The 18,807-nt window shown below is 73.1% G+C and carries 18 protein-coding genes; 9 read left to right on the top strand and 9 right to left on the bottom strand.

Annotated elements, in window-relative coordinates:
* Window positions 1-39 precede the first annotated feature (39 nt).
* Window positions 40-2,163, bottom strand: a complete 2,124-nt coding sequence (glgX, locus tag ACGF5U_RS19650; RefSeq protein ID WP_392717407.1) for a glycogen debranching protein GlgX — start codon at window positions 2,161-2,163, stop codon at window positions 40-42.
* A gap of 553 nt (window positions 2,164-2,716) precedes the next feature.
* On the opposite strand from glgX, the gene ACGF5U_RS19645 reads away from it, so the two are divergent.
* Window positions 2,717-3,958, top strand: a complete 1,242-nt coding sequence (locus ACGF5U_RS19645; RefSeq protein WP_392717405.1) for an SAV2148 family HEPN domain-containing protein — start codon at window positions 2,717-2,719, stop codon at window positions 3,956-3,958.
* A 117-nt stretch (window positions 3,959-4,075) separates the two neighbouring features.
* On the top strand, window positions 4,076-4,825 hold the full coding sequence (locus ACGF5U_RS19640; protein ID WP_392717403.1) for a 3'-5' exonuclease: 750 nt from the start codon (window positions 4,076-4,078) through the stop codon (window positions 4,823-4,825).
* Window positions 4,826-4,834: 9 nt separating this feature from the next.
* Here ACGF5U_RS19640 and ACGF5U_RS19635 read toward each other — a convergent pair whose 3' ends face one another.
* The 3 genes from ACGF5U_RS19635 to ACGF5U_RS19625 form a co-directional block, all read right to left on the bottom strand.
* Window positions 4,835-5,071, bottom strand: a complete 237-nt coding sequence (locus ACGF5U_RS19635; protein ID WP_392717401.1) for an alpha/beta fold hydrolase — start codon at window positions 5,069-5,071, stop codon at window positions 4,835-4,837.
* Between the two features lie 24 nt (window positions 5,072-5,095).
* On the bottom strand, window positions 5,096-5,668 hold the full coding sequence (locus tag ACGF5U_RS19630; RefSeq protein ID WP_392717399.1) for an alpha/beta fold hydrolase: 573 nt from the start codon (window positions 5,666-5,668) through the stop codon (window positions 5,096-5,098).
* Between the two features lie 197 nt (window positions 5,669-5,865).
* Window positions 5,866-6,801 (bottom strand): phosphotransferase enzyme family protein, encoded by a 936-nt coding sequence (locus ACGF5U_RS19625; RefSeq protein ID WP_392717397.1) that lies wholly within the window; start codon window positions 6,799-6,801, stop codon window positions 5,866-5,868.
* A gap of 107 nt (window positions 6,802-6,908) precedes the next feature.
* Between ACGF5U_RS19625 and mgt the strand changes: the two genes are divergently transcribed.
* Window positions 6,909-8,102 carry a macrolide-inactivating glycosyltransferase gene (mgt, locus tag ACGF5U_RS19620; protein ID WP_392717395.1) on the top strand — a complete coding sequence of 398 codons (1,194 nt, stop codon included), beginning with the start codon at window positions 6,909-6,911 and terminating at the stop codon, window positions 8,100-8,102.
* A gap of 28 nt (window positions 8,103-8,130) precedes the next feature.
* The gene (locus ACGF5U_RS19615; RefSeq protein WP_392717393.1) at window positions 8,131-8,688 is read left to right on the top strand and encodes a DUF1697 domain-containing protein; all 558 of its coding nucleotides are present in this window, start codon (window positions 8,131-8,133) and stop codon (window positions 8,686-8,688) included.
* Between the two features lie 327 nt (window positions 8,689-9,015).
* Here ACGF5U_RS19615 and ACGF5U_RS19610 read toward each other — a convergent pair whose 3' ends face one another.
* On the bottom strand, window positions 9,016-9,342 hold the full coding sequence (locus tag ACGF5U_RS19610; RefSeq protein ID WP_392717391.1) for a hypothetical protein: 327 nt from the start codon (window positions 9,340-9,342) through the stop codon (window positions 9,016-9,018).
* A gap of 204 nt (window positions 9,343-9,546) precedes the next feature.
* Between ACGF5U_RS19610 and ACGF5U_RS19605 the strand changes: the two genes are divergently transcribed.
* Genes ACGF5U_RS19605 through ACGF5U_RS19585 form a run of 5 tightly spaced genes read left to right on the top strand, consistent with a single transcriptional unit; the run spans window position 9,547 to window position 14,900 of the window.
* Window positions 9,547-10,551 carry an STM4015 family protein gene (locus ACGF5U_RS19605; protein ID WP_392717389.1) on the top strand — a complete coding sequence of 335 codons (1,005 nt, stop codon included), beginning with the start codon at window positions 9,547-9,549 and terminating at the stop codon, window positions 10,549-10,551.
* A gap of 38 nt (window positions 10,552-10,589) precedes the next feature.
* A complete protein-coding gene (locus tag ACGF5U_RS19600) occupies window positions 10,590-11,771 on the top strand; it encodes an STM4014 family protein (RefSeq protein ID WP_392717483.1) in 1,182 nt (393 codons plus the stop codon).
* 19 nt (window positions 11,772-11,790) lie between these two features.
* A complete protein-coding gene (locus tag ACGF5U_RS19595; RefSeq protein ID WP_392717481.1) occupies window positions 11,791-12,597 on the top strand; it encodes an STM4013/SEN3800 family hydrolase in 807 nt (268 codons plus the stop codon).
* The gene (locus ACGF5U_RS19590; RefSeq protein WP_392717387.1) at window positions 12,594-14,024 is read left to right on the top strand and encodes an STM4012 family radical SAM protein; all 1,431 of its coding nucleotides are present in this window, start codon (window positions 12,594-12,596) and stop codon (window positions 14,022-14,024) included. The genes ACGF5U_RS19595 and ACGF5U_RS19590 overlap by 4 nt, the downstream gene beginning before the upstream one ends.
* Before the next feature lie 9 nt (window positions 14,025-14,033).
* Entirely contained in the window at window positions 14,034-14,900 is an 867-nt protein-coding gene (locus ACGF5U_RS19585; protein ID WP_392717385.1) for an STM4011 family radical SAM protein, read from the top strand.
* Here the strand turns inward: ACGF5U_RS19585 and ACGF5U_RS19580 are convergent.
* The 4 genes from ACGF5U_RS19580 to ACGF5U_RS19565 are packed head-to-tail and all read right to left on the bottom strand — an operon-like array spanning window position 14,897 to window position 18,604.
* Window positions 14,897-15,781, bottom strand: a complete 885-nt coding sequence (locus tag ACGF5U_RS19580) for a sirohydrochlorin chelatase (RefSeq protein WP_392717383.1) — start codon at window positions 15,779-15,781, stop codon at window positions 14,897-14,899. The genes ACGF5U_RS19585 and ACGF5U_RS19580 overlap by 4 nt on opposite strands.
* Window positions 15,782-15,788: 7 nt before the next feature.
* Window positions 15,789-16,679, bottom strand: a complete 891-nt coding sequence (locus tag ACGF5U_RS19575) for an ABC transporter permease (protein ID WP_392717381.1) — start codon at window positions 16,677-16,679, stop codon at window positions 15,789-15,791.
* Entirely contained in the window at window positions 16,666-17,466 is an 801-nt protein-coding gene (locus tag ACGF5U_RS19570; protein WP_392717379.1) for an ABC transporter ATP-binding protein, read from the bottom strand. The genes ACGF5U_RS19575 and ACGF5U_RS19570 overlap by 14 nt, the downstream gene beginning before the upstream one ends.
* A 25-nt stretch (window positions 17,467-17,491) precedes the next feature.
* The gene (locus ACGF5U_RS19565) at window positions 17,492-18,604 is read right to left on the bottom strand and encodes an aliphatic sulfonate ABC transporter substrate-binding protein (protein ID WP_392717377.1); all 1,113 of its coding nucleotides are present in this window, start codon (window positions 18,602-18,604) and stop codon (window positions 17,492-17,494) included.
* Window positions 18,605-18,807: the final 203 nt, after the last annotated feature.

The following is an 18,807-nucleotide window of genomic DNA, read 5'->3' as shown; positions in this document are numbered from 1 at the left end:
CGGGTGACCCGGTGGGCGGCCGTGCGTCCGCGCCCGCCGTTACGCCGGACGGCGTAGTACCGTCAGGCTCCGGCCGAGGAGCGTGAGCCGCTCGCCGGCCGCCACCTTGTCGCCCTGGCCTGGCGGCACGCCCTCGGGGAGGCCGGTGTCCACGACGACCTGCCACTGGCGTCCGTGGTTGACCGGCACCACGAAGTCGAGGTCCTCCGCCCCGGCGTTGAACATCAGCAGGAACGAGTCGTCCGAGATCCGCTCGCCACGGGGCCCGGGCTCCGAGATGGCGTGGCCGTTCAGGAACACCGACATCGCCTTGGCGTGGGCGGCCTGCCAGTCCCGCGCGGTCATCTCCTCGCCCTCGGGCGTGAACCAGGCGATGTCCGACAGCTCGTCGTGGGTGCCTTCCACCGGCCGCCCGTGGAAGAACCGGCGCCGCCGGAACACGGGGTGGTCGCGGCGCAGCCACACCATCGACCGGGTGAACTCCAGCAGCGACCTGGCCTCGGCGGCGTCCGGCTCCGGCCACGCCACCCACGCGATCTCGCTGTCCTGGCAGTACGCGTTGTTGTTGCCGTGCTGCGTGCGCCCGAACTCGTCGCCGTGGCTGAGCATCGGCACGCCCTGCGACAGCATCAGCGTGGCGATGAAGTTGCGCATCTGGCGCAGCCGCAGTTCCCGGACGTCCTCGTCGTCGGTCTCGCCCTCCACCCCGCAGTTCCACGACCTGTTGTGGCTCTCGCCGTCCCGGTTGCCCTCCCCGTTGGCGTCGTTGTGCTTCTCGTTGTACGAGACGAGATCGCGCAGCGTGAAGCCGTCGTGGCAGGTGACGAAGTTGACCGAGGCCAGCGGCCGCCGCCCGTCGTCCTGGTACAGGTCGGACGAGCCGGTCAGCCGGGACGCGAACTCCGCGAGTGTGCGCGGCTCGCCCCGCCACAGGTCGCGGACGGTGTCCCGGTACATGCCGTTCCACTCGGTCCACAGCGGCGGGAAGTTCCCGACCTGGTAGCCGCCCTCGCCGACGTCCCACGGCTCCGCGATCAGCTTCACCTGGCTGACCACCGGGTCCTGCTGCACCAGGTCGAAGAAGGACGACAGCCGGTCCACCTCGTGGAACTGCCGCGCCAGGGTCGCCGCCAGGTCGAAGCGGAACCCGTCGACGTGCATCTCCGTCACCCAGTACCGCAGCGAGTCCATGATCAGCTGCAGCACGTGCGGGGACCGCATCAGCAGCGAGTTCCCGGTCCCGGTGGTGTCCATGTAGTACCGGGGGCTGTCCTCGACGAGCCGGTAGTACGACGGGTTGTCCAGGCCCCGGAAGGAGAGCGTCGGGCCCAGGTGGTTGCCCTCAGCCGTGTGGTTGTACACCACGTCGAGGATCACCTCGATGCCCGCCTTGTGCAGCGCGCGGACCGCGGACTTGAACTCCAGCACCTGCTGTCCCCGGTCGCCCCACGACGCGTACGCGTTGTGCGGGGCGAAGAAGCCGATGGTGTTGTAGCCCCAGTAGTTGGCGAGACCGGCGTCGACCAGCCGGTGGTCGTTGACGAACTGGTGCACCGGCATCAGTTCGAGCGCGGTGACCCCCAGCTCCGTCAGGTGCTCGATGACGGCCGGGTGGGCCAGCCCGGCGTAGGTGCCGCGCAGCTCGTCCGGCAGGGCCGGATGGAGCATCGTCAGGCCCTTCACATGGGCTTCGTAGATCACCGTCCGGTGGTAGTCGGTGCGCGGCGGCCGGTCGTCGCCCCAGTCGAAGTACGGGTTGACGACCACCGACGTCATGGTGTGCGGCGCCGAGTCGAGGTCGTTGCGGGAGTCCGGCCTGCCGAAGTGGTAGCCGTACACCGCCTCGCCCCAGTCGACGGCGCCGGCGACCGCCCGCGCGTACGGGTCGAGGAGCAGCTTCGCGGAGTTGCAGCGCAGCCCGCGCTCCGGCGCGTACGGTCCGTGGACCCGGAACCCGTACCGCTGCCCCGGCATCACACCGGGCAGGTACGCGTGCCGGACGAACGCGTCGGTCTCGCGGAGCTCCACCGCGGTCTCCGAGCCGTCGTCATGGAGCAGACACAGCTCGATTCGGTCGGCGGCCTCCGAGAAGACCGCGAAGTTGGTACCGGCGCCGTCGTAGGTGGCGCCGAGGGGATACGCCTGTCCCGGCCAGACCTGCATAGATAAGACTCTTCCACTTCTGATCCGGCTGCTGGGGGTCACTTGAGCCAGATACTCCCCGAAAGTCGGGCCGCGTCCTAGGACTTCCACCCGTGCTACCGGGTGACCGGGAAACCGGTGAGGTGCGGTGGGCCGGCGGCGGCCCGCCCCATGAGCCGTGACGGCGAGATGGGCGACTTGGCCGGAAATAGTCGTACGGCCGTCCCGGATCCCGCCCGTGCGGCCCCGGGTTCGGGGGAGCCGTTCATACGATCAGCGCATCGGGTGGCGTCCGGTTGCCCGGGTCAACCTCGCGTTCCCGGCCGTCCCCCGGCGCTCCCGTGTCCGCTCCGCGCGGGGCGGCCCCGGCTCCCCGGGACCCGGTTCGGGCCCCGCACGCGCCCAACCATTATGAATCCGCTCACTCCGGACGGCGACCTCCCGTCAAACGGCCGCCGCAATCAAGGTCGTTGGGAAAGGAGCCTGTGCATCCGGCTGCACCGCATCCCGCTCCCGGAGTACCCTTCCTTGATCGTTGGAGACGGGCGTCCAGGAACCAGAAGGCGGTGCGCGGGTGAGCTCGGGAGGTCTGGAGCTGCCCCCAGGTGACTCAGGTCACGAGGGGGACTCCCCTGACCCCGCTGATGTCCCGCCCGGCGCGGTGTCACTCGCCCGGCCGATGGAGATCGGTGCGGAACTCGACTGGGGCGCCGAGGCCTGGAGCGAGGTGCGCACCCGCGCCCAGCGCGCGGGACGCGCCTATATCTGGCTGAATCTGGTCGAACAGCGGCTGCGTGCCGTGGTGGCCGCCGTGCTCAGGCCCATCTACGAACCCATGCACGGCGACGACTGGGTGGTGGCCGCCGCCGGCCCCGCCGGACAGGAGTGGGTGCAGCGCGCCGTCGCCGTACGGGAGGTCTCCCGGCGCAAGGGCTACCTCCTGGACCCCGCCGACGACAACGTGCTCAGTTTCCTCACCCTGCCCCAGCTCCGCGAGCTGATGGTGCAGCACTGGCCCTGCTTCGAGCCCTACTTCGACGAGCGCCGCGAGGTCGAGCTCGCCCTCGACGAGCTGGAGGTCACCCGGAACGTGGTCTCCCGCAACCGGGCGCTGTCCCGCACGGTGCTCGACCAGTCGGAACGGGCGTCGGCCCGGCTCCTGGAGATCCTCGGCAGCGGCTCCGGGGTCCCGTCCGCGCACCGGCTGCCCGTCGACGCGGTCGAGGACCTCGTCGGCGACCGGTACGCGGACGTCGTCTCCGTCCACCCCGACCGGGTCAGGCTCCAGCGGCAGCTGCCCGCCGAGGACCTCTTCGGCGGCGCCCGGCGCGTCGACGCCATCGGCATAGGCCTGAACCTGCTCGTACAGAACTTCTCAGGACGGCGGCTCGTCCGGCTCGCCGAGTCCGGCTGCCGGATACGGCTGCTGTTCCTCAACCCCGCCAGCAGCGCCGTGAAACGGCGCGAACGGGAGCTGGGCATCAAGAAGGGCGAACTGAGCCGCTCCGTGGAGATGAACATCCTCCACATGCGCCGGGTCCGCTCCAAGCTGCGCGACCCGGGCGCCTTCGAGATCCAGGTCTTCGACGAGACGCCCCGCTTCACCGCGTACCTGGTCGACGGGGACGGACCGGACGGCGTCGGCATCGTCCAGTCCTATCTGCGCAGCGCCCGCGGCATGGAAGCGCCCGTCCTGGTACTGCGCGGCGGACGGCGGTCCGTCGTCACCTCCGGCGCGGAGACCGAGCACGGACTCTTCGAGACGTACCGCGAGGAGTTCGAGTCGGTGTGGAGCGACTCCCGCCCCGTCTCCTGACCCGGCCGCCCGGCGTTGTCAGTGCCGCGTGGCACTGTGGAGCGACCACGGGGGAGGCCGGCCCACAGGGGGAGGCCCGCGGGGGGAGGGCGCCGCGGCGCCATGAAGGAGGACCGCATGAGCTGGCACGGGGAGACACTGGTCGGCTTCGACCTGGAGACGACCGGGACGGAACCGCTCGAAGCGAGGATCGTGACGGCGGCGGTCGTCGAGGTCGGCGACGGCACCGCCGTACGGCGCCGGGAGTGGCTCGCCGACCCCGGTGTCCGCATTCCCGAGCAGGCCTCGGCGATCCACGGCATCAGCAGTGAGCGGGCCGCGGCCGATGGACGGCCGGCCCGGGAGGTCGCCGACGAGGTCGCGGACGCCCTGACCGGCCACTGGGCGCGCGGCGTCCCGGTCGTCGCGTACAACGCCGCGTTCGACCTGACGCTGCTCAGCGCCGAACTGCGGCGGTACGGGCTGCCGTCGCTGAGCGACCGGCTGGGCGGTGCGCCGATCGGCCCGGTCGTCGACCCGTACACCATCGACCGGGCCGTCGACCGGTACCGGCGCGGCAAGCGGAACCTGGAAGCGGTCTGCGCCGAGTACGGCGTGCTGCTGGCCGACGCGCACGACGCGGCCGCCGACGCGCTGGCGGCGGTCATGGTGGCCCGGGCGATAGCCGGACGGCACGCCTCGGTGGCCGAGCTGACCCCGCGGGAGCTGCACGCCCGGCAGGTCGAGTGGTACGCGCGGTGGGCCGCCGACTTCCAGAGCTTCCTGCGCCGCAAGGGCACACCCGACGCCGTGATAGACCCGGCCTGGCCGCTGCGCTCCCTGGAGCCCGCCCGGGAGACGGGCCCGGCGCCGGTCACGGCGGGCTGAGCACGCCCGTCACGGTCGGTCGGGCGTGTGCTCGGCCAGGAAGTCGAGCAGGAGCGCGTTCACCCGTTCCGGCGCGTCCAGCTGGAGCCAGTGGCCCGCGCCCTCGATCCGTTCGTACCGCCACGAGCCCGAGACGTACTTGCCCGTGCCCGCCATCGAAGGCTCGGTGAGGAAGCGGTCGCCGGAGCTCCACAGCCCCAGCACCGGGCCGGGCAGCGGCGGGATCGGCAGCTCGGGGCCGAACATCACCTCGGGCGGCAGCCCCGCGCGCTAGATGGCGAGCGCGGCCGTCAGCGCGGCCGGGTCGGCCAGCCGGGCGATGACCTCGTCGGCGTCCGGGTGCTCGGCGAGGAACTCCCTCGCCCGGGCGAAGCCGTCCCGGGACAGCCACTCCTCGGCCAGGCCCTCGTGCTGGAACAGCAGCATGTACCAGGACCACCGGCGCTGCTCCCAGCCCGCGTCGCGCATCGCGCCCAGATGGCCGACGGACAGCAGGGTGAGGCTCGCCGCGCGGTCGGGCGCCGCCATCGCGAGCTGCTGCACGATGCCGGAACCCCAGTCGTGGCCCACCAGATGGACACGCTCCACCTCCAGCCGGTCGAGCAGCTGCAGCAGATCGGACACGGAGTGCGCGGGGTTGTACGCCGCGGTGCCATCCGGCCTGCTCGATCCGCCGAAGCCGCGCAGGTCGGGGGCGATCGTCCGGTATCCGGCGGCGTTCAGCGCGGACACCTGGCGGCGCCAGCAGGCGCGCGTGTCGGGGAAGCCGTGCACCAGCAGCACCGCGGGTCCCGTCCCGCTGTCCGTGACATCGAGCGTCACCTGGTCGAGTTCCACACGCATCACAACACTCCGATCACGGACGGGAATCGAGCCCGGCGCGGGCGGATCCGGCCGGGCCGCCATGGCCACAACGTCCGGTCACGGCAACCGTGTTCCAAGGAACCGGACCGGAACGTCCTGCCCCGGGAACGTCCTGCCCCGGAGCGTCCGGCCCGGGACACGTTCGGCTCCGGAGTGTCCCGTCTCGGCTCGTCGTGTCAGAACGGGTACCAGCGGACTCGCGGGTCGCCGTCCCGCAGTGAGGCCACCCGGCGGCGGAACTCGGCCAGCGCCTTCGGGTTCGAGGGGGCGTGCTGGGCCACCCAGGCGCAGCTCGCCGTCTCGCGGGCGCCGCGCAGCACCGCGCATCCGTCCCAGTCCCGTACGTCCCAGCCGTAGGCGGCGGTGAACGCGTCGTACGCCGAGGGGTCGAGGCCGTAGCGGTCCCGGGACAGGGCCAGGACCACGAGGTCGTGCTCGCGCAGGTCGGACGCGAACGTCTCCAGGTCGACCAGCACCGGTCCGTCCGGCCCCACATGGACGTTGCGGGGGAGCGCGTCGCCGTGGACCGGCCCCGGCGGAAGGTGCGGGACGAGCGCCGAGGCGGCCGCGGCGAACCCGTCGCGCCGCTCCCGCAGGTACGCGGCGTCCGCCGGGTCGACCGCGTCGCCAGCGAGCCGGAGCCACCGTTCGACACCGCCGAGCAGATCCCGCCCGGGCAGCCCGAAGGGCGGTGCGGGCAGCGCGTGGACCCGGCGCAGCAGCGGCGCCAGGTCCCGGGGTTCCGCCGGCCGCACGGCGTCGGGCAGCCGGTGCCACACGGTCACCGGATGACCGTCCACCAGGCGGGCCTTCGGCTCCGCGGCCCGTACCGCGGGGACTCCCTCGTCGGCGAGCCAGGAGGCGACGGCCACCTCGCGTTCGGCCCGCTCCAGGAGTTCGGCGTCCCGGCCCACCTTCACCACGAGGCCGCCGACGCCGAAGACCGCGTTCTCGCCCAGCGCCAGCAGCTCGGCGCCGCCGTGTCCGCCATGCCCGCCGTGTCCACCATGCCCGCCGCGTCCGTGTCCGTCGCGCCCGGCGTGTGCGTCGCGCCCTCCGTGACCCGGCAGTCCGGCGGCGGCCAGGACCGTCCGCGCCCGCGCCTCGTCCATCGCCTCTCCCGTCACTCCGCTCGCCCACGTACCGGCCACAGTCTCGCATCCGGGGCGCGCGCTCTCTGAAGTTGCACGAGACGTCTCGTCTCGTTTAGGGTCGGGGCATGCCGACACCACGCCGTGCCCATATCGCCATGTTCTCCATCGCCGCCCACGGGCACGTGAACCCGAGCCTGGAAGTCATCCGGGAACTCGTCGCCCGAGGACACCGCGTCAGCTACGCGATCCCCGCCTCCTTCGCGGAGCAGGTCGCGGCGACCGGAGCGCGACCCGTGATCTACACCTCCACACTTCCGACGGACGACGACCCGGACGCCTGGGGCACCGAACTCATCGACAACCTGGAGCCGTTCCTCGACGACGCGATCCAGGCCCTGCCCCAGCTCGCCGAGGCGTTCGCCGGGGACGAGCCCGACCTCGTCCTGCACGACATCACCTCCTACCCGGCCCGGGTCCTCGCCCACCGCTGGGGCGTGCCCGCCGTCTCCCTGTCGCCGAACCTCGTCGCCTGGGACGGCTACGAGGAGGAGGTCGGCGAGCCGATGACCGCGCGGCTCAGGGCGTCGGAGCGCGGCCGTGCCTACTACGACCGCTTCGCGGCCTGGCTCGCCGAGAACGGCGTCGCCACGCACCCCGACCCGTTCGTCGGGCGACCGCGCCGCAGCATCGTCCTCATCCCGCGGGCGCTCCAGCCGAACGCGGACCGCGTCGACGAGTCCGTGCACACCTTCGTCGGCGCCTGCCAGGGCGACCGGAGCGAGCAGGGCGAGTGGCGGCGGCCGGCCGGCGCCGAGCGGGTGCTGCTCGTCTCCTTCGGCTCGGTGGTCACCAAACAGCCCGCCTTCTACCGCGCCTGCGTCGAGGCGTTCGGCGACCTGCCCGGGTGGCACGTCGTCCTCCAGATCGGCCGGTACGTCGACCCGGCCGAACTCGGCGAACTCCCCGGCAACATCGAGGCCCACCCCTGGGTGCCCCAGTTGGCGATCCTCCGCCAGGCCGACGCCTTCATCACCCACGCGGGCGCCGGCGGCAGCCAGGAAGGCCTCGCCACCGCCACCCCCATGGTCGCCGTGCCCCAGATGACCGACCAGTTCGGCAACGCCGACATGCTGGCCGCCCTCGGCGTGGCCCGCCACCTCCCGATGGCCGACGCCACGCCGGAGACCCTGCGGGCGGCGGTCCTGGAGCTGGCCGACGACCCGGACGTGGCCCGGCGACTCGCCGACATCCAGGCCCGCATGGCCGGCGAGGGCGGCACCGGGCGCGCCGCCGACCTGATCGAGGCGGAGATTCCGTGACCCGAAGGCCGTCCTAAGGTGTGTGACCATGACGACCCGATACGCCGCCCTGTTGCGCGGGATCAACGTGGGAGGCTCCAAGAAGGTCCCCATGGCCGAGCTGCGCGCCGTCCTCACCGGACTGGGGCACAGCGACGTACAGACCTACCTGCAGTCCGGCAACGCCGTCTTCACCAGCGCGTCCGGAGAGGACGAGAACACCCTCGCCACCGCGCTGGAACAGGCGGTGGAGCGGCACTTCGGCTTCCCCGTCGGCTGCATCGTCCGCGACGGCGCGTATCTGCGCGCCGTCGCGGAGCACTGCCCCTTCCCGGCCGCCGAGCTGGAGGCCAGGCAACTGCACGTCACCTACTTCTCCCGGCCCGTCACCGCCGAGCGGTTCGCCGCGATCGACCGGGACGCCCACCTCCCCGAGGAGTTCCGGCTCGGCGACCGTGCCCTGTACCTGTACGCGCCCGATGGCCTCGGCCGCTCCAGGCTGGCCGAAGCGCTCGCCCGGCCCGCCGTGGTGAAGGGGCTGGTCGCCACATCCCGCAACTGGAACACCGTCCTCAAGCTGGTGGAGCTGACCCGCGAGGGAGCGTGACACCGACCGGGCCGACCGGCCCCGGGTTCCGCCCGGACACGGCCACCGCAGGCCACCCCCGTGCTCCCCGTACTCCCCGCGCCCCGGGCGTCACGTCTGGCGCAGCGGCTCGTACACCTCCGGGGCCAGCCCGAACGTCTGCGAGCGCCTCGCACGGCGAGCCGGCCCACCGGATGCGCTCCGGCTCCCTGAGCCCCGCCGCGCGGTACGCCCGCCGCACCCCCGCCTCCGCGGCCGCCCGGTCCGCGGGCCCGGTGGCCGTGGCGGCCGCCCTCCACCGTTCGACGTCCGTCATCGTCTCCCCCTCGCTTCCGGTCCTCATCCCGCTCAGTCCGCCACGATCCGCACGGAACCCGGCACGTACTCCCGCTGGCGCACCACTTGGTACCAGCCCTTCGGCAGCGGGATCGCCGCGTGCTCCTCGTGCACCACCCGACCCCCGTCCGGCAGGTGCAGCAACATCGGCCCGAACGGCCCCGAATGCCGGACCAACAGGCCCGGACCGACGACGGCGTGAGCGTGCCCGGTGACCTCGCCCAGCGCCAGCACCAGCCTGCCCCGGGCGTCGCGCGGCTCCTGCGGCCCGTCGGCGGCGCCCGGCGGCACCGCCGACTCCGCGATCGGCACGATCAGCACATCTCCCTGCCGGTACATACCTGTCCCCTTCCCCGAGACGCCGTGAGCCGCCCCGAACGCCCGGTGCGCACGGTCGGCGCCCGCACGTCCGACTCGCATCCGACCGTAGGCGCGGGGTCTGACAACCGGCCCTCGCCGAGGGCTGCCCGGCCACGGTCGTTGTCAGTGCCGCTTGGTAGAACTTGCAGCACATCGGCCTTCGACAGCGAGGAGCAGGCAGGCATGAGCAGTGCGAGTCATCTGCGGGAGTTGTACGGTCTGCCCGTCTTCGACTTCCCGCGCGCGGAAGACCTCGACAAGGCCAAGGCCAAGGACAAGTCCAAGGCCGAGGGCGGCGACGCCTCCTTCCCGGCCCCGGACTCCGTCGCCTGGCGGATCTCCGTCGAGTCGTACGACAGCGAGGAGAGCTGGGAGCAGGCCTTCGCACGGTTCGGCGCCACCGTCGACACCACCCGCGTGCGGGCGATCGTCGTCGGCGCCTGGAGCGACCCGTACGAGAACGGCCCGGACCCGGTGCTGGAGGCGCTCATCGGCGCCCGTGGGCGACTGCCCGCCCTGCGTGCCCTGTTCCTGGGCGACATGGAGTACGACGAGTGCGAGATCTCCTGGATCATCCAGGGGAACGTCGGCAGGCTGCTGGAAGGGTTCCCGGAACTGGAGGAGTTCGGGGTGCGCGGCGGCACCGACCTCGTGTTCCCCACCGTCCGGCACAGCCGCCTCCGCTCGCTCACCGTCGAGACCGGTGGCATGCCGGCCGAGGCGGTGCGCGGCATCGCGGCGAGCGACCTGCCCGCCCTGGAGCGGCTCGACCTGTGGCTCGGCACGTCCGACTACGGCGGCGACTGCGAGATCGGCGACCTGGCACCCTTCTTCGCCGGGACGCGCCTGCCCGCCCTGCGCCGACTCGCCCTGCGCAACAGCGAGATCCAGGACGAGATCGCCACGGCCATGGCCGCGGCGCCCGTCGTCGCCCGGCTGGAGACGCTCGACCTGTCCATGGGCGTCCTCACCGACGAGGGCGCGACCGCGCTGCTCGGCGGCCAGCCGCTCACACATCTGAAGAAGCTCGACCTCCACCACAACTACCTCAGCGCACCGTTGAAGGCACGCTTCCGCGACATCCTGGAACCGGCCGGAGTGAGCCTCGAACTCGACCAGGACGACGCCGAGGAGCACGAGGACACGGGCAGCGGCCGGGTGTGGCGCTACGTCGCCGTGGGGGAGTAGTGGCCGCCGCCGGCCCCCGGCCCGCCCGCGCCCCCGAGGTGCCGGCGCGGTGCGCCGGCACCTCGGCGGGGCCGCCGCGGTTCGCCGTCGTCGGCAACCCGGAGAACCGCCGCGTCCGACTGTTCACCCGGGCCGTGCGGGACGCCGGGCTGCCCGCGCCGCGCCTCGTGGCCTGGGTGGACGTGCTGCGGGACGGCGGCGCGGTGTTCGAGCCGTACGAGACCGTACGGCTCGACTCACCCGGTGAGAACGCCGAGGTCGACCGGGCGCTGCGGGGCGTGGACGACCCCACGCGGGTCGAGGGCGGCGCCCGCTGGTACGCGCGGTTCACCGGCGCCCTGCGGACGCTGACCGGAGGCGTCCGGCTGGACGACCCCGACGAGCTGGCCGTCCTCTTCGACAAGCGGCGCTGCCACGCGGTCCTCGACGGGGCCGGGGTGCCCGTCCCGGCCTCACCGACGTCCGGGGGCCGCACACCGGTGCGGGGCTGGGACGACGTACGGGCGCTGATGAGCGAGCACGGCATGCCGCGCGTCTTCGTGAAACCCGCCCACGGCTCCTCGGCGTCGGGAGTGCTGGCCGTCGAGTCGGCCCGGGGCCGGATCCGGGTCACCACCTCGGTCGAGTCGTCGGACGGCCGCCTGTACAACTCCCTGCGGGTGCGCCGCGTCACCAGCGAGCGGGAGGCCGCCGCGCTGGTCGACGCGCTCGCACCCGACGGGCTGCACGTCGAGCGCTGGTGGCCCAAGGCGTCCCTCGGCGACGGCAGGGCGGCCGACCTGCGCGTCGTCGTGACCGGCGGCCGGGCCACCCACGCCGTGGTCCGCACCAGCCGTCACCCCATGACCAACCTGCACCTCGGCGGGCGGCGCGGTGACCTGTCCGCCGCGATCGAGGCGGCCGGCCCGTACTGGACCGGCGCCCTGGAGATCTGCGAACGCGCGGCGGCCTGCTTCCCCGGCACGCTCTGCGTCGGCGTCGATCTCCTCCCGGCCGTCGGGTGGCGGCGGTTCGCCGTCGCCGAGGTCAACGCCTTCGGCGATCTCCTGCCAGGTCTCACCGGCCTGCCCGGCAGCGGCGCCGAAGGTCTGGACACCTACGCGGCCCAAGTCGCCGCCGTACAGCGTCACGACGCACCGCACCACGACGCACCGCACCACGACGAACAGCACCACCCCGTACCGCACCACCACGCGAGGAACCACCGTGCGACCGCCTGAGACCAGCCGGCTCCCCGACATGAACGAGGTCGTCGGCCGCGACGACATCCTCCTCGTCACCCTGGACACCCTCCGCCACGACGTGGCCGTAGAGCTGGCCGCCGCCGGGCGCATCCCGCGGCTGGCCCGCCACCTTCCCGGCGGCACCTGGGAGAGACGGCACGCGCCGGGCAGCTTCACCTACGCCTCCCATCAGGCCATGTTCGCCGGGTTCCTGCCCACGCCCGCCGCCCCGGGCCCGCACCCCCGGCTGTTCGCCGCGCGCTTCGCCGGCAGCGAGACCACCGCCGGCCGTACCTTCGTCTTCGACACGCCCGACCTGGTGTCCGGCCTCGCGGCCGCCGGATACCGCACCGTGTGCGTCGGAGGCGTCGGCTTCTTCAACAAGCGGGGCGCACTCGGCGGCGTCCTGCCCGGACTGTTCCAGGAGAGCCACTGGGAGCCTGAGTTCGGCGTCACGTCGCCCACCTCGTTCGAGGCACAGGTCGCCCGCGCCGAACAGGTCGTCGCCGCACTCCCCGTCGACCAGCGGCTGTTCCTCTTCCTCAACGCGTCGGCGCTGCACCAGCCCAACTGGTTCCACCTTCCCGGCGCCACCAGGGAAGCGGGGGACAGCCGCGCCACCCACGCCGCCGCCCTCGAGTACGTCGACCGGCACATCGGGCGGCTGTTCGCCGCCATGAGCGCGCGCCGCCGGTGCTTCACCATCGTCTGCTCCGACCACGGCACCACCTACGGCGAGGACGGCTACACCGGCCACCGTCTCGGCCACGAGGCCGTGTGGACCGTGCCGTACGCCCACTTCTTCCTGGAGCCCACCGCATGACCAGCCCCACCAGCCCCACTGCCCCCACCAGCCCCACCGCCGCGACCAGCCCCACCGCCCCGACCAGCCCCTCGGGCCCGGCCGCGCCCCGTCCGTACCAGAGCTACGTCTACGCCTACCCGCACAAGACCGCCTACCGGCCGTTCCCCGAGAGCGACCGGCCCGCCCTGCGCGACCTGTGGCGCGACGAACGCAAGGACGCGCTCTCCCTCTACCTCCACATACCGTTCTGCGAGGTCCGCTGCGGCTTCTGCAATCTCTTCACCCGCATCGGCGCCCCCGCCGGGCTCACCACCCGCTACCTCGACGCACTCGACCGGCAGGCCACCGCCGTCCGCGACGCGCTCGGGGACACGGACCCCGTGCGCTTCGCCAACGCCGCGTTCGGCGGCGGCACCCCGACGTTCCTGGACGCCGGCGAGCTGGAGCGGCTCTGCGACATCGCCGAGAAGCGCATGGGCGCCGACCTCCGCGCCATCCCGCTCTCCGTCGAGGCGTCACCGGCCACCGCCACGGCCGACCGGCTCGCCGTCCTCGCCGAGCGCGGCGCGACCCGGCTCAGCCTCGGCGTCCAGAGCTTCATCGACGAGGAGGCCAGGGCCGCCGTCCGCCCGCAGCGCCGCGCCGACGTCGAAGCCGCCCTGGCCCGCGTCCGGGACGCCCGTATCCCCGTGCTCAACATCGACCTCATCTACGGCATCGACGGGCAGACCCCCGACAGCTGGCGCACCTCGCTCGACGCGGCGCTCGCCTGGCGGCCCGAGGAGATGTACCTCTACCCCCTGTACGTCCGCCCGCTCACCGGGCTCGCCCGGCGCACCGCCCTCACCGACCGCGACTGGGACGAACAGCGCCTGGGCCTCTACCGCCAGGGCCGCGACCACCTCGTCGCCCACGGCTACGAGCAGGTCTCCCTGCGGATGTTCCGCCGCGCCGACGCCCCCGCCCAGGGCCCGGACGACCACGCCTGCCAGACCGACGGCATGATCGGTCTCGGCTGCGGCGCCCGCTCCTACACCTCCACGCTCCACTACTCCTTCGACTACGCCGTCGACATGCGGGAGATACGCACGATCATCGACGACTACACGGCCACCGACGACTTCACCCGCGCCGTGCACGGCCGGTACGTCGACGGCCCATACGGCGACGGGGGCGAGGCGCGCCGCCGGCACCTCCTGCAGTCCCTGCTCCAGGCCCGGGGCATGCCGGTCGCCGACTACCGCGACCGGTTCGGCGCCGACCCGCACGACGACTTCCCCGCCGAGCTCGCCGCCTTCGCGGCGCGCGGCTGGCTGGACGAGGACGCCGGGGCCGACGGGCTGGTCCGGCTGTCACCGGAGGGCCTCGCGCACTCGGACGCGCTCGGCCCGGAGCTCTTCTCACCCGCCGTACGGGCCGCGATGGCCGCGTACGAGCTCAAGTAGGCGCCCGCCGTGGACCTGACGATCCTCTACCGCGGGCCGCTCGCCTCCTGCGACTACGACTGCCCCTACTGCCCGTTCGCCAAGCGCCGCGACACCCCGGAGCAGCTGCGCGCCGACCGGGCCGCGCTCGCCCGTTTCACCGGCTGGGCCGGGGCCCGGACCGGGGACCGGCTCTCGGTCCTGTTCACCCCCTGGGGCGAGGGACTCGTCCGCTCCTGGTACCGGCAGGCCCTGGTGGAGCTGTCGCACCGGCCGCACATCGCACGGGTCGCCATCCAGACCAACCTGAGCTGCCGCACCGACTGGCTCGCGGACGCGGACCCCGGCACCGTCGCCCTCTGGTGCACCTACCACCCGGGCCAGACCCCGTACGACCGGTTCCTGACGAAGGCGCGGGACCTCGCCGACCGGGGCATCCGCTTCAGCGTCGGCGTCGTCGGCCTGCCCGCACACCTGGCGCACGCCAGGAGGCTGCGCGCCGCCCTGCCCGCGCACGTCTACCTCTGGGTGAACGCCGCCGAAGGACACACCTACACGGACGACGAGGCCGAGACCTGGACCGCGCTCGACCCGCTGTTCCCGTACAGCCGCCATCCGCACCGCTCGGGCGGACTGCCGTGCCGCACGGGCGAGTCGGTCGTCTCGGTGGACGGCGACGGCACGGTACGCCGCTGCCACTTCGTCCCCGCCGAGCTCGGCAACCTCTACGACGGCTCCTACCGCGCCGCCCTGGCCCCGCGCCCCTGTCCGCTGGCGGCCTGCGACTGCCACATCGGCTACGTCCACCTGGAGACGCTGCCCCTGTACGACGTGTTCGCGGGCGGTGTCCTGGAACGCGTCCCCGCGGCCCCGCACCCGGTGGGCCGGCAGCGCTAGACCGCCGCCAGGGCCGCCGTCCGGGGCGTCCGCGCCTCGTCGTACCGCGCCAGCAGCAGCCGGGCCAGCTCCGGGGCCGGGCCCAGCACATCGGCGAGCACATCGGCGTCGGCGGCGCCCGCCGCGATCCGGTCCGGGAGGCGGCCCGGCGCGATCACGTACGGGGCGACCGCCACCCGCCGGACGCCGTCGGCCCGCAGCGCCCGCACCGCGTCCTCGGTACGGGGAAGAGATGCGGAGGCGAACGCGGGCCGCACGGCGCACCAACCGGCACGCCGCAGCTCCCGCGCCGTTTCAGCGATCACCGCGTTCGCCTCCGGGTCGGTGGAGCCCGCCGAGGCCAGGACGACCCCGGTCGAGCGCTTCATTCTTTCGACGGCGTGCCGCCATTCGGGTGTTCCGGCCGGGGGTTCGGGGGTTGTCCCCCGGGAAGGTGCGGTAGCGATCACCGCGTTCGCCTCCGGGTCGGTGGAGCCCGCCGAGGCCAGGACGACCCCGGTCGAGCCCATGTCGGCGGGGGTCAGGCCCGCCTCGTACAGTCGCCGCTCCAGCGCCCGCAGCAGCAGCGGCGACGGGCCGAGTACCTCCGCCTGCCGGACGCGCAGGCCGGGAGGGGCCTGGCGCAGCACGGCCGGGATATCCGCCTTGGCGTGGAACGCCCGGGTCAGCAGCAGCGGCAGGGCGATCACGTCGCGTACGCCCTCCGCCGCGAGGGCGTCCAGGACGCCCGGCACCGATGGGACGTTGAAGTCGAGGAACGCCGTCTCGACCCGTACACCCGGGCGCAGCGCGGCCGCCGCGCGCACCAGGGCGTGCACGGTCGCGGCGTGCCGGGGATCGCGGCTGCCGTGGGCGACGACGAGCAGGACGGGAGCGGTCACGGGTGCCTCAGTTCCGGCCCAGCAGGCCGCGGCGGCGCAGTACCGACCGCTCCAGCGGGCTGAAGATCAGCAGGTCGATGGCGATACCGACGATCAGGATGAGCAGGATGGCGAGGAAGATCCCCGGCATGTCCGCGTTGTTGCGGCCGTTCTCCAGCAGCTGGCCGAGCCCCAGACCCAGATCGGGCGACGAGGCGATGATCTCGGCGGCCATCAGCGACCGCCACGAGAACGCCCAGCCCTGCTTGAGACCTGCCAGGTAGCCCGGCAGCGCCGCCGGCATGACGATGTGCCAGGCGCCCCGCAGACCGGTCGCGCCGAGCGTGCGGCCGGCCCGCAGGAACAGCGGCGGCACCTGGTCGACGCCCGAGACCAGTCCGTTCGCGATCGACGGCACGGCGCCGAGCAGGATCACCGCGAACATCATCGAGTCGTTCAGGCCCAGCCAGAGCACCGCCGGCGGCACCCACGCGACCGACGGCAGGGACTGGAGCCCGGACAGGATCGGGCCGATCGCCGACCGGACGAACCGCACCCGGGCGACCAGCAGTCCCAGCGGCGTACCGATCGCGAGGGCCAGGGCGAAGCCCAGCAGGGCCCGCGACACGCTCGTCCACATGACGCCGAACAGCGTCCCCTGCAACCACATCTCGGACAGGCTGTCCCACACCGCGGACGGCGCGGGCAGCTTGTACGCGTCGGTGACCTCGGCCCACACCAGCACCTGCCAGAGCGCCAGCACCAGGGCCACCGCCACCAGGGGCGGCAGGACCTTCTTGACCAGCACCTCGCGGACCGGGGTCCGGCGCACCTCGACCGCGTCCAGAGCGTCGAGGCCCGCCTCCAGACCGGCGAGGTCGTCGGCCTTCGCGGTCGTCGTCGTATCAGTGCTGGCCATGACGGCGGATCTCCCCACGCAGTTCTTCGGTGATCTCGAGGGACAGCTCCGCCACGGCGGCGTCCTCGATACGGCGCGGCTGCGGAATGCCGACCGCCCACTCGCGGGCGATACGGCCCGGCCGTGACGACAGCAGCACCACGCGCTGTGCGAGCCGCACCGCCTCGCGCACGTTGTGGGTGACGAACAGCACCGAGACGTTCGTCTCGCTCCAGATCCGGGTCAGCTCGCCGTGCAGCACGTCGCGGGTGATCGCGTCGAGCGCGGCGAACGGCTCGTCCATCAGCAGCAGCCGGCTGTCCTGGGCCAGCGCCCGGGCCAGGGCGACCCGCTGGCGCATACCGCCGGACAGCTCGTGGACCCGCTTGCGGTAGGCGCCGCCCAGCCGCACCAGTTCCAGGAGCCGCTCGGCCTCGCCGCGCCGCTCGTTCTTCGGCACCCCGCGCAGCCGCAGCGCCAGTTCGATGTTCTTGCCCGCGGTCAGCCACGGGAACAGCGCGTGCTCCTGGAACATCAGCGCCGGGCGACCGTCGGTGGTGATGGATCCGGCGGTCGGCCTGTCCAGCCCCGCCACCAGGTTGAGCAGCGTGGACTTGCCGCAACCGGAGGCACCCAGGAGGGTGACGAACTCGCCGGGGGCGACATCGAGGCTGATGTCGTCCAGGACGAGCTGCTGCCCTGCGGGCCCGGCGAAGGACTTCGAGACATGCTCGATACGGGCGGCGTGGTCCACCGCCGTACGGTCCTCGGCCGTCGGTGTCGTGAGCGTCGTGGCCATGGTCGTCACCTCCTGGGGTTCGGTCTCGTACGGGTTACTGGACGCCGAGGCCGGCGTCGGCGGCGGCGGGCCTGCCCGCGGCCTGGAGGACCCTGTTGAGCGGTCGCAGGTCGTAGATCCCGGTCAGGTCGGGCCGTTCGAGCAGCCCGGCCTTGACGGCGTGGTCGGCCTGGGCGCGGAGCGTGGCGGCGAGCGGGTCGTCCAGGAACCGGATCGACGGCCACGCCGGGTCGATGACCTCGGCGGGCAGGGCCTTGCCGGTCAGCCGCGCCAGCCTGGTGTTCGCCGACGCCTTCGCCTTGGCGGGGTGGGCGTTGATCCAGGCGTTGGTCTTCACGGAGCCGCGCAGCACCGCCTCCACGACGTCCGGGTGCTCCCTGAGGAACGTCTGCGACACGATGACGTTGGTGATGACGAACTTGTTGTCCGGCCATAGCGACGCCTCGTCGAGCAGCACCTTCGCGCCCTCGCTGACCAGCTTGGACGCGGTCGGCTCGGGGACCCAGGCCCCGTCGATGGAGCCGGACCTGAAGGCGTCAGGGGCGATCTTGTTCTCCGTGCGGACCACGGAGACGTCGCCCTTGCCGCTCTGCGCGTCGACCTGCCAGCCCTGGTCGGCGATCCATTCGAGGAACGCGACGTCCTGCGTGTTGCCGTGCTGGGGGGTCGCGATCCGCTTGCCCTTGACGTCCGCCAGAGTCCTGATCTTGTCGGGGTCGACGACGAGCTTGACGCCGCCGGACGCCGCACCCGCGACGATCCGCAGGTTCTCGCCGCCCGACCTGGTGTAGCCGTTGACCGCGGGCGACGGACCGATGTACGCGATGTCGACGGAGCCCGCGTTGAGCGCCTCGATCGCGGACGGGCCCGCGTTGAACGTGGACACCTTGAGCTGGGTGCCGCCGAGCTCCCGCTGGAAGAAGCCCTCCTGGTCGCCGACGAGCGCCGTGGCGTGGGTCAGGTTGGGGAAGTAGCCGAGCCGTACGGAGTCGGCCGACAGCTTCTCGCCCTTCGCGACCGCCCTGCCGTCCCCCTTGGGCGCCTGGGAGCCGTAACCGCAGGCCGAGAGCGCTCCGACGAGCAGCGGCAGGGCGACGGCGGCGGCGAGGGCGCGGCGCAGCGTGGTCGTACGGGACGTGGCAGGCACGGGAGGCGTTTCCTCTCGGGGGGCCCGGTGCCTGCGCCCCCTGTTCAGCTGCGGGGCGAGGCCGGGCGGTCGGCGTCGGGGTGTGGTGCGGGGTGGTGCGGGGCCGGGCCGCGGCTCATCGGGCACATCGCGCGACTCCTCCGGTGCCCGCGCCGAGGGCGCCGCTGCCGACGCGGCCGCCTTCTTTCGCGAACGTGCGGTAG

Source organism: Streptomyces sp. NPDC047886 (genome assembly GCF_043204435.1).
Taxonomy (GTDB): Bacteria; Actinomycetota; Actinomycetes; order Streptomycetales; family Streptomycetaceae; genus Streptomyces.
The sequence above is the reverse complement of the archived record's forward strand: the minus strand, read 5'-3'. Positions and strand labels throughout refer to the sequence as shown.